This window comes from Nocardia sp. alder85J (assembly GCF_020176955.2).
Taxonomy (GTDB): Bacteria; Actinomycetota; Actinomycetes; order Mycobacteriales; family Mycobacteriaceae; genus Nocardia.
In genome coordinates this window covers 152,260-170,271 of sequence record NZ_JAIUCZ020000012.1, presented here as the reverse complement: position 1 = coordinate 170,271, position 18,012 = coordinate 152,260, and the positions used below count along the sequence as shown (strand labels likewise).

At 67.5% G+C, this 18,012-nt stretch carries 22 protein-coding genes and 4 tRNA genes; 7 read left to right on the top strand and 19 right to left on the bottom strand.

The genetic code is table 11. From position 1 onward, the window contains the following. Nucleotides 1-9 precede the first annotated feature (9 nt). The 16 genes from LBW94_RS36255 to LBW94_RS36180 all read right to left on the bottom strand — a co-directional run bounded on the left by LBW94_RS36255 (nucleotide 10) and on the right by LBW94_RS36180 (nucleotide 9,822). Complete coding sequence (locus LBW94_RS36255) at nucleotides 10-774, bottom strand: ABC transporter permease (protein ID WP_416277023.1); 765 nt, start codon at nucleotides 772-774, stop codon at nucleotides 10-12. 104 nt (nucleotides 775-878) lie between these two features. Continuing rightward, nucleotides 879-1,598: an MlaE family ABC transporter permease gene (locus LBW94_RS36250; RefSeq protein WP_225058441.1), complete on the bottom strand. Its 720-nt coding sequence runs from the start codon at nucleotides 1,596-1,598 to the stop codon at nucleotides 879-881. 121 nt (nucleotides 1,599-1,719) lie between these two features. Further along, nucleotides 1,720-2,760 (bottom strand): ABC transporter ATP-binding protein, encoded by a 1,041-nt coding sequence (locus LBW94_RS36245; protein WP_225058407.1) that lies wholly within the window; start codon nucleotides 2,758-2,760, stop codon nucleotides 1,720-1,722. 302 nt (nucleotides 2,761-3,062) lie between these two features. Then, complete coding sequence (gene rplL / locus LBW94_RS36240) at nucleotides 3,063-3,449, bottom strand: 50S ribosomal protein L7/L12 (protein ID WP_225058408.1); 387 nt, start codon at nucleotides 3,447-3,449, stop codon at nucleotides 3,063-3,065. 63 nt (nucleotides 3,450-3,512) lie between these two features. Next, complete coding sequence (gene rplJ / locus LBW94_RS36235; RefSeq protein ID WP_225058409.1) at nucleotides 3,513-4,079, bottom strand: 50S ribosomal protein L10; 567 nt, start codon at nucleotides 4,077-4,079, stop codon at nucleotides 3,513-3,515. Nucleotides 4,080-4,440: 361 nt separating this feature from the next. Then, a complete protein-coding gene (locus LBW94_RS36230) occupies nucleotides 4,441-4,653 on the bottom strand; it encodes a hypothetical protein (protein ID WP_225058410.1) in 213 nt (70 codons plus the stop codon). 138 nt (nucleotides 4,654-4,791) lie between these two features. After that, the gene (gene rplA, locus LBW94_RS36225; protein ID WP_153347520.1) at nucleotides 4,792-5,505 is read right to left on the bottom strand and encodes a 50S ribosomal protein L1; all 714 of its coding nucleotides are present in this window, start codon (nucleotides 5,503-5,505) and stop codon (nucleotides 4,792-4,794) included. 76 nt (nucleotides 5,506-5,581) lie between these two features. Further along, entirely contained in the window at nucleotides 5,582-6,016 is a 435-nt protein-coding gene (gene rplK / locus LBW94_RS36220) for a 50S ribosomal protein L11 (RefSeq protein ID WP_225058411.1), read from the bottom strand. 156 nt (nucleotides 6,017-6,172) lie between these two features. Then, on the bottom strand, nucleotides 6,173-6,919 hold the full coding sequence (gene nusG / locus LBW94_RS36215; RefSeq protein WP_416277021.1) for a transcription termination/antitermination protein NusG: 747 nt from the start codon (nucleotides 6,917-6,919) through the stop codon (nucleotides 6,173-6,175). Nucleotides 6,920-7,031: 112 nt separating this feature from the next. Continuing rightward, nucleotides 7,032-7,460 carry a preprotein translocase subunit SecE gene (secE, locus tag LBW94_RS36210; protein ID WP_225058412.1) on the bottom strand — a complete coding sequence of 143 codons (429 nt, stop codon included), beginning with the start codon at nucleotides 7,458-7,460 and terminating at the stop codon, nucleotides 7,032-7,034. A 34-nt stretch (nucleotides 7,461-7,494) separates the two neighbouring features. Then, a tRNA-Trp gene (locus LBW94_RS36205) sits at nucleotides 7,495-7,567 on the bottom strand. 246 nt (nucleotides 7,568-7,813) lie between these two features. Further along, nucleotides 7,814-8,857, bottom strand: coding sequence for a fused (3R)-hydroxyacyl-ACP dehydratase subunits HadA/HadB (locus LBW94_RS36200; RefSeq protein ID WP_225058413.1), 1,044 nt, complete (start codon nucleotides 8,855-8,857; stop codon nucleotides 7,814-7,816). 209 nt (nucleotides 8,858-9,066) lie between these two features. Continuing rightward, nucleotides 9,067-9,237, bottom strand: a complete 171-nt coding sequence (rpmG, locus tag LBW94_RS36195; RefSeq protein WP_019932641.1) for a 50S ribosomal protein L33 — start codon at nucleotides 9,235-9,237, stop codon at nucleotides 9,067-9,069. 47 nt (nucleotides 9,238-9,284) lie between these two features. Further along, nucleotides 9,285-9,357, bottom strand: a tRNA-Met gene (locus LBW94_RS36190). A gap of 89 nt (nucleotides 9,358-9,446) precedes the next feature. Continuing rightward, nucleotides 9,447-9,519, bottom strand: a tRNA-Thr gene (locus tag LBW94_RS36185). A gap of 222 nt (nucleotides 9,520-9,741) precedes the next feature. Next, a tRNA-Tyr gene (locus tag LBW94_RS36180) sits at nucleotides 9,742-9,822 on the bottom strand. A gap of 167 nt (nucleotides 9,823-9,989) precedes the next feature. Between LBW94_RS36180 and LBW94_RS36175 the strand changes: the two genes are divergently transcribed. Beyond that, entirely contained in the window at nucleotides 9,990-10,481 is a 492-nt protein-coding gene (locus LBW94_RS36175; protein ID WP_225058414.1) for a YajQ family cyclic di-GMP-binding protein, read from the top strand. Here the strand turns inward: LBW94_RS36175 and htpX are convergent. Together htpX and LBW94_RS36165 are read right to left on the bottom strand one after the other, a co-directional pair. Further along, complete coding sequence (gene htpX / locus LBW94_RS36170) at nucleotides 10,478-11,362, bottom strand: zinc metalloprotease HtpX (RefSeq protein ID WP_225058415.1); 885 nt, start codon at nucleotides 11,360-11,362, stop codon at nucleotides 10,478-10,480. The two genes, LBW94_RS36175 and htpX, sit on opposite strands and share 4 nt — an antisense overlap. 138 nt (nucleotides 11,363-11,500) lie before the next feature. Next, nucleotides 11,501-12,523, bottom strand: a complete 1,023-nt coding sequence (locus LBW94_RS36165; protein ID WP_225058416.1) for a polyprenyl synthetase family protein — start codon at nucleotides 12,521-12,523, stop codon at nucleotides 11,501-11,503. A 218-nt stretch (nucleotides 12,524-12,741) separates the two neighbouring features. Between LBW94_RS36165 and LBW94_RS36160 the strand changes: the two genes are divergently transcribed. From LBW94_RS36160 to LBW94_RS36150, 3 genes are all read left to right on the top strand, one after another. Further along, nucleotides 12,742-14,019 carry a geranylgeranyl reductase family protein gene (locus tag LBW94_RS36160; protein WP_225058417.1) on the top strand — a complete coding sequence of 426 codons (1,278 nt, stop codon included), beginning with the start codon at nucleotides 12,742-12,744 and terminating at the stop codon, nucleotides 14,017-14,019. Between the two features lie 317 nt (nucleotides 14,020-14,336). After that, nucleotides 14,337-14,822 carry a helix-turn-helix transcriptional regulator gene (locus LBW94_RS36155; protein ID WP_225058418.1) on the top strand — a complete coding sequence of 162 codons (486 nt, stop codon included), beginning with the start codon at nucleotides 14,337-14,339 and terminating at the stop codon, nucleotides 14,820-14,822. 9 nt (nucleotides 14,823-14,831) lie between these two features. Further along, nucleotides 14,832-15,299: a VOC family protein gene (locus LBW94_RS36150; RefSeq protein ID WP_225058419.1), complete on the top strand. Its 468-nt coding sequence runs from the start codon at nucleotides 14,832-14,834 to the stop codon at nucleotides 15,297-15,299. Nucleotides 15,300-15,401: 102 nt separating this feature from the next. Here LBW94_RS36150 and LBW94_RS36145 read toward each other — a convergent pair whose 3' ends face one another. Beyond that, complete coding sequence (locus LBW94_RS36145) at nucleotides 15,402-15,911, bottom strand: DUF2505 domain-containing protein (RefSeq protein ID WP_225058420.1); 510 nt, start codon at nucleotides 15,909-15,911, stop codon at nucleotides 15,402-15,404. A gap of 40 nt (nucleotides 15,912-15,951) precedes the next feature. Between LBW94_RS36145 and LBW94_RS36140 the strand changes: the two genes are divergently transcribed. From LBW94_RS36140 to LBW94_RS36130, 3 genes are all read left to right on the top strand, one after another. Then, a complete protein-coding gene (locus tag LBW94_RS36140; RefSeq protein ID WP_225058421.1) occupies nucleotides 15,952-16,455 on the top strand; it encodes a DUF3592 domain-containing protein in 504 nt (167 codons plus the stop codon). An 88-nt stretch (nucleotides 16,456-16,543) separates the two neighbouring features. Further along, nucleotides 16,544-17,686, top strand: coding sequence for a glycosyltransferase family 4 protein (locus LBW94_RS36135; protein WP_225058422.1), 1,143 nt, complete (start codon nucleotides 16,544-16,546; stop codon nucleotides 17,684-17,686). 76 nt (nucleotides 17,687-17,762) lie between these two features. Next, the gene (locus LBW94_RS36130; protein ID WP_225058423.1) at nucleotides 17,763-17,933 is read left to right on the top strand and encodes a hypothetical protein; all 171 of its coding nucleotides are present in this window, start codon (nucleotides 17,763-17,765) and stop codon (nucleotides 17,931-17,933) included. Nucleotides 17,934-18,012: the final 79 nt, after the last annotated feature.

Sequence of the window (18,012 nt, the reverse complement as noted above, 5' to 3'; positions counted from 1 at the left end):
CCTGGCGCCTCATCCGGCCACTCGAACCGTGGTGGTGGTGCCCCAGATTGCCAGGCTCAGGAAGAAATCGAGGATGTTGATCAGCACGATCGAGGCGCGCACGGCACGGCCCACGGCGATGCCGACCCCGGCCGGACCGCCGCTGGCGTTGAAGCCGTAGTAGCAGTGGATCAGGATGACCACGAACGCGAAGACCAGCACCTTGAGGAAGGAGTAAAGCACATCCTCCGGTGGTAGGAACAGGTTGAAATAGTGGTCGTAGGAACCGGTCGACTGCCCGTTGAACCACACGCTGATCTGCCGGGACGCCACGAAGGTACCCAGCAGGCCCACGATGTACAGCGGGATCACCGCCACGAACCCGGCGATGACCCGGGTGCTGACCAGGAACGGCACGCCCGGCACGGCCATCACCTCGAGCGCGTCGATCTCCTCGGAGATCCGCATCGCGCCCAACTGTGCCGTGAAACCACAGCCGACCGTGGCCGACAACGCCAGCGCCGCCACCAGCGGAGCCAGCTCGCGGGTGTTGATGTACCCGGTGAGAAAACCGGTGAGGACACCGCTGCCGAGCGAATCCAGCGCCTTGAAACCCTGGAGCCCGACCACGACACCGACCGAGGCCGACATCATGACGACCACGCCGATGGTGCCGCCGATGACCGCCAGCGCGCCGGATCCGAAGGTCACCTCGGCCAGCAGCCGCGTGACCTCCTTGCGGTAGTGCACCAGCGTGCGCGGAATCCACGCGATCGCCTTGGAATAGAAGGACATCTGATCGCCGGCGCGATCGATGACGTCGACCGGGGCCCGCAGGGCGCGGCCGATCCGCTGCGCCTGTCTGACCACCGCCGGGGTGCGTTGCGCGACAACCATGCTCATCCGCCCTTGGCCGGGACGACCTGTAGATACACCAGCGTGAGAACCAGATTCACGAAGAACAGCACCAGGAAGGTGATCACCACGGACTGGTTCACCGCCTCACCTACTCCTTTCGGCCCCCCTTGCGGATGCAGCCCCTTGTAGGCGGCGATGACACCGGCCAGCAGGCCGAAGATGAGGGCCTTGATCTCACCGATCCACAGGTCCGGCAGCTGCGCCAACGCCGAGAACGAGGCGAGGTAGGCGCCGGGGGTACCGCCTTGCAGCAACACGTTGAAGAAATAGCCGCCGCAGATGCCGACCACCGCCACCAGGCCGTTGAGCAGGACGGCGACCAGCATCATGCCCAGCACCCGCGGCACCACCAGCCGCTGCACCGGATCGATGCCGAGCACCTCCATCGCGTCGATCTCCTCGCGGATGGTACGCGAACCGAGGTCCGCGGCGACGGCGGAACCCGCGGCGCCCGCGATGATCAGTGCGGTGACGACGGGTGCGGCTTGCTGCACGGTGGCCAGCACGCTGGTGGCGCCGGTGAACGCCTCGGCGCCCAACTGCTTGATGAGCGAACCGGTTTGCAATGCGACCACCGCGCCGAACGGGATTGCCACCAGTGCGGCGGGCAGGATCGAGACGCTCGCGATGAACCACGACTGCTCGATGAATTCGCGCCACTGGAACGGCCTGCGGAAAACCTTGCGCGCAACGTCGAGCATCAGCGCAAAGATGTTGCCGGCCTGAGCAAGACCCGACTCGACAGGAGTTCGCAGCCGCGTCAGGGTGTTGTTCACGATTGCGTATGTTACCCGCTAGTTGCCCTACGTCATACCAGGGTTACTAGATCATTCCCGGATAGTCTGAGGGGTTGCTCGTATAGGCCGGAAGTACCTGCGTATCGCCGTTCTGCTCCATGGATTCCCGGATCGCGACCTGAGCCGGATGCGGCAGCGTGTGCATGATCTCGAGGACCCGGGCGCGGCGGCGCTCGACGGCCTGCCGCGGCGGCATCCCGGGCGTGGCCTTCATCTGCGGGACGATGCCCTCGATCTCCTCGTGGCCGTTGTCGTAGTGGCCGGCGTCGGCGAGCGCCTGCTCGCGCGCCATCTGCGCCTCGTCCTTCTCCTCGGACATACCGATCGGGCCGATCATGCGACCGTTGAGGAACTGCTTGACCACCGGCTCCTCCGAGGTGAGCAGCACCTCGCGTGGGCCGAACATGACCAACCGGCGGCGGAACAACATGCCGATATTGTCGGGGACGCTACGAGCCAGGTTGATGTTGTGCGTGACGATCAGGATCGTGGCGTCGATCTGCGAGTTGATATCGATGAGCAACTGGCTCAGATAGGTGGTGCGCACCGGGTCCAGACCGGAGTCGGGCTCGTCGACCAGGATGATCTGCGGGTCCAGCACCAGCGCCCGAGCCAGGCCCGCCCGCTTGCGCATACCGCCGGAGATCTCACCGGGCAGTTTGCCCTCGGCGCCGAGCAGACCGGTCAGCTCGAGCTTCTCCATGACGATCTTCTTGATGTCGGATTCGCTCTTCTTGGTGTGCTCGCGCAACGGGAATGCCACGTTGTCGAAGAGATTCATCGAGCCGAACAGGGCGCCGTCCTGGAACAACACGCCGAACAGCTTGCGAATCTCGTACAGCTCCTTGTTGGAGCAGGTGGTGATGTCGGTGCCATCGATATAGATGGAGCCGCGCTCGGGACGCAGCAGACCGATCAACGATTTCAGGAAGACGGACTTACCGGTACCGGAGGGGCCGAGCAGCGCGCTGACCTCCCCGGACGGCAGGGTCAGGGTGACATCCTGCCAAATACGCTGTGAACCGAACGACTTGGTCACGCCCTCTGTTCTGACCTCGACGCCCACGTCAACCTCCACACTGTTCCAACGGTCCCGCGCGACTGCTCTCGGCACGTTCTTACCGAACGAAACGAGTGATGTGACGCGCCGCACTGGGTTCGGCCACTGTATCGCATACCGGTCGTCAAGCCTATCCCTACCTGACCGGCGGGTAAGTACTAGTGTTTTACTCTTTATTCCGGCGTCGGCACTGGTAAAAGCCACAATCGACGCCGCGCAGAATCTGTTTCCGGGCACGTTGACTTTGCCGGAAATGCGGAACGGGCGGCTCCCCGGAGGGAACCGCCCGCAGCGACGATCGAGCGTCCTTACTTGACGGACACCTTGGCGCCGGCCTCTTCCAGCTTCGCCTTGGCGGCCTCGGCGGCCTCCTTGGCGACCTTCTCCAAGATCGGCTTCGGGGCGCTCTCGACGAGGTCCTTGGCCTCCTTCAGGCCCAGGCCCGAGACGATCTCACGGACCACCTTGATGACCTGGATCTTCTTGTCGCCGGCGCCCTCGAGCACCACGTCGAACTCGTCCTGCTCCTCGACGGCCTCGGCGGCGGCCGGGGCGGCACCGCCGGCGGCGATGGCGACCGGCGCGGCAGCGGTGACCTCGAAGGTGTCCTCGAAGACCTTGACGAACTCGGCGAGCTCGAGCAGGGTCAGCTCCTTGAAGGCGTCGATCAGTTCTTCAGTGGACAGCTTGGCCATGATGTTTCCTTCCGATGGGTATCCCCGTCGCGGCGCGTGCCGCGCGAGGAGAGGTAATGGGGGTTATTCGGCGGCAGCGTCGGTCGCGGCGTCGGCGTCGGCGGGCGCCGGAGCACCGGCGGCCAGCTTCTCCTGCAGGGCGGCGGCGAGCCGGGCGACCTGCGAGGCGGGCGCGTTGAACAGGCCGGCGGCCTGCGCGGTCTTGGCCTTGAAGGCGCCGGCCAGCTTGGCCAGCAGCACCTCGCGCGAGTCGAGGTCGGCGATCCGCTCGACCTCGGCCACGGACAGCGCTTTGCCGTCCATGTACCCGCCCTTGATGATCAGGGCCTTGTTGTCCTTCGCGAACTGCTTGAGCGTCTTGGCCGCGTCGACCGGCTCACCCTCGATGAAGGTGATGGCGGTCGGGCCGACGAACAGCTCATCCAGGCCTTCCACGCCCGCCTCGGCGGCAGCGCGCTTGACCAGGGTGTTCTTGGCGACGGAGTAGGTGGCGCTCGCGCCCAGCGACCGGCGCAGCTCGGTCAGCTTGCCGACCGACAGACCACGGTATTCCGTGACCACGGTGGCGGTGGAGCTGCGGAACTGCTCGGTGATCTCCGCGACCGCGGTGACCTTCTCGGGTTTTGCCATACTTCGCCTCCTCTCTGGATGTGTCGGTACGTATTCGGCCTACCGACACCGGAGGAGACTGCCCGGCGACAAAGCTAACGCCCCGGACGCAGGGCATCCCGGGGCGCAGAAGAAAACGTGGCGACCACACCGATACGGTGCCGGTCTGCAACTGTTTCCCGACCTCGGCTCTCCCTGCGTGGGCCGCCGGCAATATCGCCGGACCTTCAGCTACCTCGCGGCAGCGACCAACGGTCTTCGGTAGAACGATTGGGGTTGGCCACCGAACAGGTCGACGACCACGGATCAGAATAGCTCGAGCCCTGCCCGTCTGCCAAAACGGGTCAGAGCAGGTCGATCAAGTCCTGGACGGACATCCCGATCACGCCACGTCGAGTTCGAGCGCCATCTCGGCCGGAGGGTCGATCACCTCGAAAAGCACCAGCAAGCCCTCGCGCAAATCTGCCAGCGCAGCTTCCGGGGTATCTCCGTCACCGACCGCCCCCACCCCTGGTCGAACAGTGGCACTTGCACACCAGACGCCGTCTTCGTCCCGTTCCAGCACGTAGGGAATGTGCACGGTACGGCGGCTCATGCGATCAATTTACATGCTGGGTCGGTAATGAGTTGACATAACAGCGATCGGAACACAACGGACGAGCCGGTGGCCGGCAGGCTTTCGAAACAACAAGGGCCGGTACGGAATCCGTACCGGCCCTCGAAGGTCTACTGCCTACGCGTCCTCTTCGGTGAGGTTGCGGGTGCGGTTCGGGTCCACCGGGATGCCCGGGCCGGTGTTCGTCGAAATCGTCACCTTCTTGACGTAGCGGCCCTTCGCGGTGGAGGGCTTCACGCGCAGGATCTCGTCCAGCGCGGCGCCGTAGTTCTCCACCAGCTTCTTCTCGTCGAAGGAGGCCTTGCCGATCACGAAGTGCAGGTTGGCCTGCTTGTCGACGCGGAAGTTGATCTTGCCGCCCTTGATGTCGTTGACGGCCTTGACCACATCGGTGGTCACGGTGCCGGTCTTCGGGTTCGGCATCAGGCCGCGCGGGCCCAGCACGCGCGCGATGCGGCCGACCTTGGCCATCTGGTCCGGGGTGGCGATCGCGGCGTCGAAATCGAGCCAGCCGCCCTGGATCCGCTCGATCAGGTCCTCGGCGCCCACGGCGTCCGCACCGGCGGCCTCGGCCTCGGCGGCCTTCTCACCGGCCGCGAACACGATGACGCGGGCGGTCTTACCGGTGCCGTGCGGCAGGTTCACGGTGCCGCGGACCATCTGGTCGGCCTTGCGGGGGTCGACGCCGAGACGGACGGCGACCTCGACGGTCGCGTCGGTCTTGGTGGTCGCGGTCTCCTTGGCGAGCCGCGCGGCCGCCAGCGGCGCGTAGAGCTGGTCGCGGTCGACCTTGGCGGCCGCCTCGAGATAAGCCTTGCTTCGTTTTGCCATGATTCTCTGTCCTCGAGTAGTTCAGATGTGGTTGTCGGGCCTGGCCGGCCCTCCCACCTGAGTGAGTCCGGGTGGACTACTCGGCGATGGTGATACCCATCGAGCGAGCGGTGCCCGCGATGATCTTCGCCGCGGCGTCGATGTCGTTGGCGTTCAGATCTTCCTGCTTGGTCTTGGCGATCTCCCGGACCTGGTCCATGGTGATCTGCGCGACCTTGTTCCGGTGCGGCTCGGCCGAGCCCTTCTGCACACCGGCGGCGGCCAGGATCAGCTTGGCGGCAGGCGGGGTCTTCAGCTTGAAGTCGAACGAACGGTCCTCGTAGACCGTGATCTCGACCGGGATGACCTGGCCACGCTGCGACTCGGTCGCCGCGTTGTACGCCTTGCAGAACTCCATGATGTTGACACCGTGCTGACCCAGCGCGGGGCCGACCGGCGGCGCCGGGTTGGCCGCGCCGGCCTTGATCTGGAGCTTGATGAGCCCGGAGACCTTCTTCTTCTTGGGGGGCATCTTTCTTCCTTGGTTCGGTTCCTCACGGATTCCCGTAAGCCTGTTCCTGGATTCGCGCTCGCACCCGCCCGTACGACGACGAACGGAGACAGCGAGCGCAACCGGGCAAGTGTAGTCGCAGCGTGCGCGCGGGCCGGAATCGGCCCCGGAGCCGGACTAGATCTTCGCGACCTGGGTGAATGCCAGCTCGACCGGGGTCTCACGACCGAAGATCGACACCAGCACCTTCAGCTTCTGCTGCTCGGCGTTGACCTCGGAGATGCTGGCGGGCAGCGTCGCGAACGGGCCGTCCATCACGGTGACGGACTCGCCGACCTCGAAGTCGACCTCGATGGTCGGCTTGACGATCGGGGTCTCGCCGGTGCTCTCGGCGGAGGCCGCCGTGGCGGCGGGCTTCTTCTGCTGCTGCGAGGCCGGGACCAGGAACTTCACCACGTCGTCGATCGACAGCGGCGAGGGGCGCGAGGTGGCGCCGACGAATCCGGTGACGCCCGGGGTGTTGCGCACCGCGCCCCACGACTCGTCGTTGAGGTCCATCCGGACCAGGATGTAGCCGGGCAGCACCTTACGTTGCACGTTCTTGCGCTGGCCGTTCTTGATCTCGGTGACCTGCTCAGTCGGGACCTCGACCTGGAAGATGTAGTCCTCCAGGCCCAGGTTCTGCACGCGGGTCTCGAGGTTGGTCTTCACCTTGTTCTCGTAGCCGGCGTAGGAGTGGATCACGTACCAGTCGCCGGGGGCCCGGCGCAGCGCGGCCTTCATGGCCGCGACCGGATCTTCCTCGATGTCGGCGGCAGGGGCGGGCTCGGTGGCCGGCTCGGACGCCACGGCGTCGTCGGATTCCTCGACGAACACGTCGTCTGCCTGGAATTCGTCGGTTGTGCCGTTCTCCGGGGTGCTCACTGGGCACTCGCTTCCTGTGTCGTCACGTACATCCTCTGCGTGCCGGGGCGAATCCGGCGGATGGTCCACCTCGTTCGCTCGCGGCGGGACGGTTGCCGGCGTCGACGGTCAGCTAGCCGAACAGCCAGTTGACACCCTTGATGAACGCCACGTCCAACCCGCTGATGTAGGCGATCGTGAAGACCACGAACACCAGCACCACGCTCGTATAGGTGACCATCTGCTTGCGGTTGGGCCAGATCACCTTGCGGAGTTCCGCGACCACTTCGCGCATGAACTTCACCAGGCGCTTGAGCGGATTGCCCTTACCGCTCTTTCCCGACTTCTCGGCCTTGGTACTCGCCGAGGTGGAGGTCTTCCGGGATGCCGACTGCGGCCGGGTCCGTTCGAGAGTGGCGACCGATCCGGTGTCGACGCTCGACGACGACTGCGTACGAGACCGCCGAGCGGATCGCTTACCGCTCGGACGACTCACCGCGGCGGTGCCATCGCCTTCGTCCGACGCACGCGCGCCGTGGCGAATGTCCCGCTCGTCGCTCACGTCGATCCTTTCTCGTCGTCGCTGGCATCCAGTGCAGGGGCGACAGGACTTGAACCTGCAACCTGCGGTTTTGGAGACCGCTGCTCTGCCAATTGAGCTACGCCCCTTCGGCTGGACGTCCTTGGTTATCCAGCACTATCTTTTTCAGTTGTATTCCCAGTGTTACACAACACACGCGCCGCCCCGCGGTTGCCGGCCCCGGCAGAACTCGACTTCCCGAGTCCGCCTGGAACCAGCCCCTCTCAGAGCAGCGCGCAGCGGCTGGTAACCCCAGATGCCCGAGTCTACGTCACCGCCCCCGCGAAAGGCCAATCGGGCTCGTACCCGGGGCAATTCGCAGGTCAGGCGAGGACTCAGCTGAGCTGAACGGTCGCGGTGGCGCGCCCGAAGATCTTACGACCGTCCGACTTGGCGACGATGGCGACGACGGCGGTCCGGGTCTCGGGATCGACCGATTTCACCTTGCCGGTGTACTCGATCTCCGCGGCCGCGTCGGCGGGCACGTAGACCGGGCTGGTGAAGCGGACGTTGTACTCCTTGACCGCGCCCGGATCGCCCAGCCAGGACGTCACGAAACCACCGCCGAGGCCCATGGTGAGCATGCCGTGCGCGACGCAGTCGTCCAGGCCGACCAGCTTCGCGACGCCGTCGCTCCAGTGGATCGGGTTCGGGTCGCCGGAGACACCGGCGTAGTTGACCAGATCGCCCCGGGTCAGCCGGACGGTCCGCGGCGACAGCTCCTGCCCGGCGGCGACGTCCTCGAACCGCAGCGTGTGGCCGGAGATCACCGGCGCGGGCGCGTGCAGATCCTCGATGACTGCGGTGACCGGCGGCGCGCTGTGCGGGTCGCCCGGCGCCTCGGGAGTGCCCTGCATGAGCACGTTGCGGACCGCGTCGGTGAGGTTCGGATCGATATCGGTGCCGCTGCGCCCGATCAGGGTGGTGTAGGTGGTGAGCACCAGCTCGCCGCGGGAGGTCACGATGTTCTTGGTGACGATGATGTCGCCGCCGAAGGCCTGCCGGAAGGAGTGTAGATAAACGTCGCAGAGCAGATGGTCGCCGACCCGGATCGGACGGTGGAACTCCAGGATCTGGTCGGTCTGCATGATCTGGCTGAGGTCGTAACCGGTCACCACGTGCTCGAACAGCTTCCGCTGGGCCAGGATGCCGACCAGGGAGATGAAGCTCAGCGGCGCCAGCAGGCCGTCGTAGCCGTACTCGCGCGCGATGCTCTCGTCCCAGTGCACCGGGTGGTAGTCCTGAACCGCGCGCGCGTACTCGCGCACCTTCTCCCGGCCGACCTCGTAGTGGTCCTCGACCCGATAGTGATGACCGACCGCGGCTGCCGCGTTCGCCGCCGGATCGAACTCTGCGGACACGGTCGCCTCGTCGGTCATGACGCCAGTGTCCTCGGTGTTGATTGTCACGGAAGGCTGTCCCTATCTGACCCCGCTACCCGGGGATCGGCGGAGGATAACTACCGCACTTACACCAAGTGCCGGAGCGGGCCCAAACCCTGCTCCGGCACAGATTCTGCACTTCTATGACGATATTCGCGACAGACACACCACGAACGTCGCGTGCGGCAGCAGTTCGCGTGGTGGTTCTATCGAGATTCGCGGTGGGCGCGGTGGCAGCCACAGTTCGGGCAGAACTTCTTCAGCTCCAGCCGATCCGGGTCGTTGCGCCGGTTCTTCTTGGTGATGTAGTTGCGGTGCTTGCACTCTTCGCAGGCCAAGGTGATCTTTGGCCGGACATCGGTGGACTTCGCGGCCACGATTTGCCTTCTTTCCGGTCAACCCGAGGGTCGAGTGTGTATATGGGTAGCGATGGCCGGACTCGAACCGGCGACACAACGATTATGAGTCGTTTGCTCTACCGCCTGAGCTACACCGCCATATGCACGGTACTGCGGCGGGTGGCGGCCTGGCCCTGTGGTTCTACAGCCTCAGAGTGCCGAGTCGGTCACACACCGGCAATCCGGCGAGCCCCCTAACGGAATCGAACCGTTGACCTTTTCCTTACCATGGAAACGCTCTGCCGACTGAGCTAAGGGGGCATGGCCGCTGGCGCTCCGATAAAACCGGGGCGCTGAAGCCTTGAACGAGGTTACACACTCCGCCGCCCCGATACCAAACCGTCAGGTCAGAGGACATTTTTTCGGCTCGTGGCAGGCACGATCCCCGGCGGCGGGCCGGAGACGCCGCGGCCGGGTGGCGGGTGCCACCGACCCCGGAGCAGCGAAGAGCCCCCGTGGAGAGAACTCCACGGGGGCTCGCGGTGGCAGGTGAAGGATTCGAACCTCCGAAGCTTGCGCGGCTGATTTACAGTCAGCTCCCTTTGGCCGCTCGGGCAACCTGCCGTGCGCTGCGGTAGCGCTGGAGCAGAATACAACGAACCCCTGGCCCGATTGCAAACCGCCAGGCCAGCGACCGCCTTCCGGACGGATACGGGGTACCAGGGCGACCCGCGTCCGGCGTTCGGGGTAGAAATTCTGCTAGAACGCCGACCGCCAGACAGGAGCGTACTGTGGCCGATTCCTCATTCGATGTCGTCAGCAAGGTCGATCGCCAAGAGGTCGACAATGCCCTGAACCAGGCCGCGAAGGAGCTCAACACGCGCTACGACTTCCGGGGCACCGACGCCGGCATCGAATGGTCCGGGGAGGAGAAGATCGTGCTGACCGCCGCCTCCGAGGACCGGGTGAAGGCGGCGCTGGACGTCTTCAAGGAGAAGCTGATCCGCCGTGACATCTCGCTGAAGGCCTTCGACGCCGGCGAGCCGGCCGCCTCCGGAAAGGTGTACAAGATCACCGGAACCCTGGTCCAGGGGATCTCGACGGAGAACGCGAAGAAGATCGCCAAGAAGATCCGCGACGAGGGCCCCAAGGCCGTGAAGGCGCAGATCCAGGGCGAGGAGCTGCGGGTCAGCGCCAAGAGTCGCGACGATCTGCAGAAGGTCATCGCACTGCTCAAGGGCGGCGATTTCGACGTCGCACTCCAGTTCGTGAACTACCGCTAGTAGCGCCGGGTGCCGCCGGCCATCTCCTCCAGCCGCCGGATCCGGTCGGCCATCGGCGGGTGGGTCGAGAACCAGCGGGCGGCACGCTCACCGGCCCGGAACGGGTTGGCGATCATCAGGTGCGACTGGGCGGTCAGTTGCGGCTCCGCGGGCAGCGGAGCCGCCTGCACGCCCCGCTCCAGCTTGCGCAGCGCCGACGCCAGCGCCAGCGGGTCGCCGGTGAGCGACGCGCCGTCCTGGTCGGCCTGGTACTCGCGCGAGCGCGACACCGCCAGCTTGATCAACGTGGCGGCGATCGGGCCGAGCAGCGACACCAGCAGCACGCCCACGATGTTGGGGCCCTCGCCGTCGCGGTTGCCGCCGCCGAAGATGCCCGCGAAATAGGCGAGGTTGGCCAGGCCGGAGATCACCGACGCCAGCGCCCCGGCCACCGACGAGATCAGGATGTCGCGGTTGTAGACGTGCGAGAGCTCGTGCCCGAGCACCGCGCGCAGCTCCCGCTCGTCCAGGATCTGCAGGATGCCGGTGGTGCAGCAGACGGCCGCGTGCCGCGGGTTGCGGCCGGTGGCGAACGCGTTGGGGGCGTTGGTGGGGCTGATGTACAGCCGCGGCATCGGCTGCCGCGCGGCCGTGGCCAGCTCCCGCACGATCCGGTACATCGCCGGCGCCTCCGGCTCGGAGACCGGCTGCGCGTGCATCGCCCTCAGGGCCAGCCGGTCGCTGTTGAAGTACGCGTAGGCGTTCATGCCGACGGCCAGGGCCACCGAGATCCACAGGATGGTCGGGCTGCGGAACAACGCCCCGGCACAGACGATCAGCGCGGACAGGCCGACCATCAGCCCGAAGGTCTTGACCCCGTTCCCGAAACCGTGTGTATGCAAAACGGACCCGCCTCTCTGTCGGCCGCGCGCGCCCCCTTACTCGTTTGCGTTACACGAGGTCAACGATATGCGCCGCCGCCGGGTTCCTCTCGCCGGCGAGCGGCGTCCGTGACGACCGGCCGGACCGGCGCTCCGCGGTCAGCCGACCCGGTCGACGGTGAACCGGACCAGCCGGTCCAGCGCCTCGTTGGCCGGTCCGGACGGCAGCGCGGACAGCTCGGCGTGCGCGATGTCGGCGTAGCCCTGCAACTTCTCCTTCGCCAGCACCATGCCCCGCGACCGGGACAGCAGCTCCAGCGCCTCGGTGACCTCGTCGTCGGTCGCCAGCGGGCGGGCCAGCAGGGTGCGCAGCCGGTCGCCCTCGGCGCCCTCGTCACGCAGCGCGTACAGCACCGGCAGGGTGTGCACGCCCTCGCGCAGATCGGTGCCCGGGGTCTTGCCGGACTGCTCCGACACCGAGGCGATGTCGATGATGTCGTCGGAGATCTGGAAGGCGGTGCCGACCGCGTCGCCGAGCCGGGCCAGCCGCTCCACGTGGTCGAGATCGGCGCCGGAGAAGGTGCCGCCGAACCGGCCGGAGGTGGCGATCAGCGAGCCGGTCTTCTCCCACACCACCCGCAGGTAGTGCTCGACCGGATCCTGGGACTGCTTGGCGCCCACGGTCTCCCGCATCTGCCCGGTGACCAGCTCGGCGAAGGTCTCGGCGATCACCCGGACGGCGTCGGGACCGAGGGTGGCGACCAGCCGGGAGGCGTGTGCGAACAGGTAGTCGCCGGCCAGGATCGCGATGTTGTTGCCCCAGCGGGAGTTCACGCTCGGGGCGCCGCGGCGCATCGACGCCTCGTCCATCACGTCGTCGTGGTACAGCGTGGCCAGATGCACCAGTTCGACGACGGTGGCGGCGGTGACCAGGGCCGGGTCGTCGGGGCGCGGGCCCAGCTGCCCGGTGAGAATGGTGAACAGCGGGCGGAACCGCTTGCCGCCGGCGCGGGCCAGGTGCAGCGCCGCCTCCTGCAGGAACTCCTCACCGTCGGACAGCTCGCTGATCAGCAGCTTCTCGACCTCGGCGAGGCCGGTACGCACGGTCTCCGCGAGCTCGGGTTCGCCGAGATCCACCCCGGCGACCACCGTGCTCTCCTCGCTGACAGCCGATGCAGTCATGTCGTCTCCCAATGCCGCGTCCGTCCCCACACCACAGAACCTAGCGTGTCCCCGTCGGCGACCGGATGAACACCTTGGTGCTGCGACGAATCAGACAGCGCCGGGGGCGGTGGAATCGACCCGCACGGTGGTCCTGCACACAGGATTCACCGTGTGGAATGCGCGGATCGGTGTGGGCACGTCGACACCCGCGCGCCGGGGCTGGAAGGATTGGCCGCATGGGTGCCCCGGATGCCGAACGCGAACGCGCTGCCAGCCCGGCGCGCACACTGCCCGAGCGGGTCGACGTGCTGGTGGTCGGCGCGGGGCCGGCCGGGTCGGCGGCGGCGGCCTGGGCGGCTCGTGCCGGGCGCGACGTACTACTGCTGGATGCGGCGGTGTTCCCACGCGACAAGACCTGCGGCGACGGCCTCACCCCGCGCGCGGTGGCCGAGCTGGAGCAGCTGGGCCTCGGCGACTGGGTGCGCACCCACACGGTGAACCGCGGGCTGCGCATGTGCGGTTTCGGTGCCGAGGCCCTGCTCGACTGGCCGGACGGGTCGTTCCCGCGTTACGGCAGCGCGGTCGCGCGCACCGAACTCGACGACAAGCTGCGGGAGACGGCGGTGCTGTCCGGGGCCCGCATGGTCGACGGCGCCCGGGTGACCGATATCGCCCGCGACAGCGACCGGGTCACGGCGGTGACGGTCCAGGTCGACGGGGTGGCCCGGCCGGTCGACTGCCGCTTCCTGATCGTCGCCGACGGGGTGCGGTCGCCGGTGGGCAAGCTACTGGGCCGCACCTGGCACCGGCAGTTCGCCTACGGCGTCGCGGCGCGGGCCTACATCGACTCCGGCCGCAGCGACGACGAGTGGATCACCTCACATCTGGAGTTGCGGGATGCCGACGGCTCCCTGGTACCCGGCTACGGCTGGGTGTTCCCGCTCGGCAACGGCCGGGTCAACATCGGCGTCGGATCCCTGGCCACCGCCGCCCGGCCGTCGCACATCGCACTGAAACCGCTACTGCAACACTATGTTTCGCAGCGGCGGTCCGAGTGGCAGTTCTCGGGCGAGGCCCGCGAGGTGGCGTCGGCGCTGCTGCCGATGGGCGGGGCGGTCTCGACGGTCGCCGGCCGCAACTGGGCCCTGATCGGCGATGCGGCCGGCTGCGTGAATCCGCTCAACGGCGAGGGCATCGACTACGGCCTCGAGGGCGGGCACATGCTGTCGCAGTTGCTGGACGAACCGGATCTCACCCGGGTGTGGCCACAGGCGTTGCGGGCCCGATACGGCCGCACCTTCTCGGTGGCCCGGCGGCTGGCGGCCCTGGCCACCCACCCGCGCACGGTCCCGGTCGGCGGTCCACCGGTCATGCGATCGAAGCTGTTGCAGCGCATCGCCGTCCGCGTGATGGGCAATCTGGTCACCGACGAGGACACGGATCTCACCGCCCGAGCCTGGCGAGCCGCCGGCCGCGTCTCGATGCGCCTCGACGCCCTACCCCCGTTCACCTGAGCCATGTCGAACCCGACGACCGAGCCGATCAGGCGGGTGGCCGAACCACCCGCAGCCCCGGCTGTCGTGTGGCCGAGGCACGGCCGAGCCACCCTCACTGTCGGGCAGGTCGACCGAGCCGTCAGCGAACTTCGTCGCCGAGACACCGCCACACCGCGGCGAGGCATGGCGACCGAGCCATCGGAAGTCATGGTGGCCCTGGCGTCCGAACGGCGACAGAGCAGGGCGGCCGGACTGTCGCGAGTAATGACGGTCGCGGCACCGGAAGTCGTGGTGGCCGAGGTGTTGCGGGATATGAGCGTTCGGGTGCGCGGGACATGAGCGGCAGGCCGTCGCAGGATCTGCTGCCGCATCTGCGGCGGGCGCGGGATCTGGCCGACCGGCAGTATGCCGAGCCGCTGGATCTGGCCGGGCTGGCCGCGGCGGCCGGGGTGTCGAAGTATCACTTTCTGCGGTGTTTCGCGGCGGTGTACGGCAAGACGCCGGCGGCCTACCTGGCCGAGCGGCGGATCGAGCGGGCGCAGGATCTGTTGCGCGCGACCAACATCACGGTGACCGAGGCGTGCATGCTGGTCGGTTACTCCAGTCTGGGGTCGTTCAGCCGGAAGTTCACCGAGTTGGTGGGGATGTCGCCGTCGGCCTATCAGGCCAAGTTCTCAGCCGAGGGGGCGCCGCGCATTCCGGGCTGCTTCGTGTTCATGCACGGGTTGTCGGACCGCGCACCCGCACCCCGGGACCGGCCGGAGTCACGATCGGTGGACACCGCAATTTCGGAGAAGCGGCCGGAGCCGGGACACGCCTAGCGTGAACACATGGCAACCATCACCAATGTGTCCTTGGTCACCGTCTATGTGACCGATCAGAGCGCCGCCAAGCAGTGGTACATCGACACGCTCGGCTTCGTGGAGACCTCCGATGTGACCATGGGCGACAGCGGGTTCCGCTGGGTCACCGTCGCCCAGCCGGACCATCCGGAGCTGGAGGTGACGCTGATGCTGCCCGGCCCGCCGCTGGACGAGGGGATGGCCACCGCCGTCGCCCGTGCGCTGGCCAACGGCACCATGGGTGGGCTGGGCCTGCGCACCGAGGACTGCCAGAAGGCCTACGAGGAACTGGTCGCCAAGGGCGTCGAATTCGTGCAGCCGCCGGCCGAGCGCCCGTACGGGGTCGAGGCCGTGTGCCGCGACAACTCCGGCAACTGGCTGGTGCTGGTGGAGCGCCGGGAGTTCGATCCGTCGAACACCGACTGGGCCACGCCCGACGGCGGCGCCTCGGCGTGAGTCTCCCGGTCCGGAAACCATCGGCCCCCGGTGAGCGCGTCTGCGCTGCCGGGGGCCGGGTGGTTGCTCCTAGAAGTGTTACGAAGGCTATGTCCGTGCGGTTCAGGCCACCGCGTCGGCGCCCAGTTGTTGTTCGATGAATTTCCGCTCGCTGTCGAGCACGCGGTGCAGCATCTGTTCGGCCAGCGGCTCGATCATTCCGCCGACCAGCGGCACCTTCACGGTGACCGTGCCGGTCACCTCGATCTCCGAGCCGGTGGCGGTCGGCCGCAGCAGATAGGCGCCGTCCATCTCTGTGGTGAGGCCCGTGGTGGCGCCGGTGAAGACGCCGATGGCGGTGCCGTCGCCGGTGACCGCGGCCCAGTTGTCGATCCGCTCCAGCACCAGGTCGGTGTTGAGCACCCGGTTGACGACCGACGGGATCTTGTCCGGCCGGGCCCGCTCGGTCATCCGGATGCGGATGGTGCCGGGGCCGTCGGGACGGGAGAGGTCGAGGGTGGCGGTCGGGGCGGTCGCGAATCGCGCGCGCCAGAGTCCGTCATCGATGATCGCCCGGTGCAGCTGTTCTACCGGGACGCTGTAGGGCACGGTGAAGCAGAATTTTCGGGACATGGCCGCACACGCTATCGGAACGATGGAATAGCCTTGTGCGGTGTCGGAAACCAGCCAGTCTGATGATCAGCGGCCGTCCGGCCCGACGCGGCTGCGCCGGACCCGGATCGGCATTCTGGTGGCCGCGGTCACGGTGAGTGTGCTCGCGGTGCTGCTGGTGCTGGCGGCGTGGCGCGACGACTCGCTGATCAGTTCCGACAAGGGCGTGACCAGTGGCGAGGTGCTCTCGGCGGGCCGGTTGCGGTCCGCGGTCACCTATGTGACCCCCGACGGCGTCACCCACAATCCCAAGACCGGCGTGCTGTACCCGACCCGGCTGACCGCCGGGGAGCGCATCAACGTCGAGTACAGCAAGAAGGATCCCGAGCTGGTCCGGGTCGCCGGGCGCGACGCGCGGGTGGCGATCATTCCGGCGCTGTCGGTGATCGTGGTCTGCTGGCTGGTGGCGCTGCCGCTGCTGTGGGTGCTGCGCCGGATCGGCCGCCGCGGCAGCCCGGCCTCCCGGTTACCGGTGCGGCCCCGGCCCGCGGAGGCGGCAGCCTGAAGCGGTGGGCCGGAGTGTTCGCCGATTTTTCGCGTAGGTGTCACGTCGGCGTGACGTCAGGGCGTGTCTGGCTGATCACACTCGAAGCGTGCGCGTAGCCATCGTTGCGGAGTCCTTCCTGCCCAACATGAACGGTGTCGTGAACTCCGTGTTGCAGGTGCTGGATCACCTGGATCGTCACGGTCACGAAGCCCTGGTGATCGCACCGGACACGCCACGTGGGCAGCCCCCGGCGCCGCGTGAGCACGGCCGGTTCCCGGTGATCCGGGTACCCGCGGTGATGGTGCCGAAGATCAGTTCGCTGCCGGTGGGCCTGCCGCAACCGGTCATCACCTCCGCGATCGACGAGTTCGACGCGGATGTCGTCCACCTGGCCTCCCCCTTCCTGCTCGGCGCCGGTGGCGTCGCGGCGGCATTGCGGCTGGATCTGCCGGCCGTCGCGGTGTACCAGACCGATGTGGCGGGCTTCGCCCAGAGCTACGGGCTCGGCGCCGCGCGGCGGGCGGCCTGGGCCTGGACCCGGCGCATCCACGTGCGCGCGGCCCGGACGCTGGCGCCCTCCTCGGCGGCGGTCGAGGACTTGCAGCGGCACGGCATCCCGCGCGTGCATCGCTGGGCCCGGGGCGTGGACATCGCTCGCTTCAACCCGGCGGCGGGCTCGGCGGAGCTACGCGAGACCTGGGCCGCCGGGGACAAGCTGGTGGTGGGTTTCGTCGGGCGGCTCGCGCCGGAGAAGCATGTGGAGCGGCTGGCGGTGCTGGCCGACGATCCGAGCGTGCAGCTGGTCGTGGTGGGCGACGGACCGCAGCGGGCCCGGCTGGGCGAGCTGATGCCGTCGGCGATCTTCACCGGGGAGCTCGGTGGCGCCGCGCTGGCCGCCGCCTACGCGAGCCTGGACGTGATGGTGCACGCGGGTGAACATGAGACGTTCTGCCAGGGTGTGCAGGAGGCGCTGGCCTCCGGGGTGCCGGTGATCGGCCCCGACGCCGGGGGCCCGCGCGATCTGATCGCACACTGCCGCAACGGATATCTGTTGCCGGTGGATCGCTTCTCCGAATTGCTGCCCAGTGCGGTCTCCGCGCTGCGGGATGCCGAGTTGCGCACCCGGTTCGCCGCTGCCGCAAGGAAATCCGTCCTGCACCGGACCTGGCCCGCGATCTGCACCGAACTGCTCGGCCACTACACCGAGGTGATCGGCGGCGCCCGGACCGGGCTGTCACAGAGCGCCTAGCGGGCCGAGCGGCACCGGCCCGCATACCGGCGGCGTGCGGCTACCGATCGCCGCCCGCCGGGATCGAGATCTACGTGTGGCAGAACTGGATCGCCACATCGACGAAATTACACATACCTGTTCCGGCCGTAGCAACGCCCGTCGTCGTCGCGAGAGCGGCGACGAGTGCGGCGAACAGCACCGCGACCGCGAAATTCCACCGCATGATGAGAACGCCTCCCATCCGCTATTTCTTGCCGTGCTGTGAACAGCGCTGTGGCGCACGGGAAACTTCCCGATCCGGCGAGATGACACCCGAACCGTGACGGCATCCGGCACTCGGTGCC

Coding starts and splice junctions, on each gene's coding strand:
- LBW94_RS36155 (WP_225058418.1), top strand. CDS start 14,337: ATGAGCGGCAGGCCGTCGCAGGATCTGCTGCCGCATCTGCGGCGGGCG.
- LBW94_RS36165 (WP_225058416.1), bottom strand. CDS start 12,523: ATGACTGCATCGGCTGTCAGCGAGGAGAGCACGGTGGTCGCCGGGGTG.
- LBW94_RS36200 (WP_225058413.1), bottom strand. CDS start 8,857: ATGACCGACGAGGCGACCGTGTCCGCAGAGTTCGATCCGGCGGCGAAC.
- LBW94_RS36145 (WP_225058420.1), bottom strand. CDS start 15,911: ATGTCCCGAAAATTCTGCTTCACCGTGCCCTACAGCGTCCCGGTAGAA.
- rplJ (WP_225058409.1), bottom strand. CDS start 4,079: ATGGCAAAACCCGAGAAGGTCACCGCGGTCGCGGAGATCACCGAGCAG.
- rplA (WP_153347520.1), bottom strand. CDS start 5,505: ATGGCAAAACGAAGCAAGGCTTATCTCGAGGCGGCCGCCAAGGTCGAC.
- LBW94_RS36255 (WP_416277023.1), bottom strand. CDS start 774: ATGTCCTTCTATTCCAAGGCGATCGCGTGGATTCCGCGCACGCTGGTG.
- rplK (WP_225058411.1), bottom strand. CDS start 6,016: ATGCCCCCCAAGAAGAAGAAGGTCTCCGGGCTCATCAAGCTCCAGATC.
- rplL (WP_225058408.1), bottom strand. CDS start 3,449: ATGGCCAAGCTGTCCACTGAAGAACTGATCGACGCCTTCAAGGAGCTG.
- LBW94_RS36250 (WP_225058441.1), bottom strand. CDS start 1,598: ATGCTCGACGTTGCGCGCAAGGTTTTCCGCAGGCCGTTCCAGTGGCGC.
- LBW94_RS36230 (WP_225058410.1), bottom strand. CDS start 4,653: ATGAGCCGCCGTACCGTGCACATTCCCTACGTGCTGGAACGGGACGAA.
- LBW94_RS36150 (WP_225058419.1), top strand. CDS start 14,832: ATGGCAACCATCACCAATGTGTCCTTGGTCACCGTCTATGTGACCGAT.
- LBW94_RS36160 (WP_225058417.1), top strand. CDS start 12,742: ATGGGTGCCCCGGATGCCGAACGCGAACGCGCTGCCAGCCCGGCGCGC.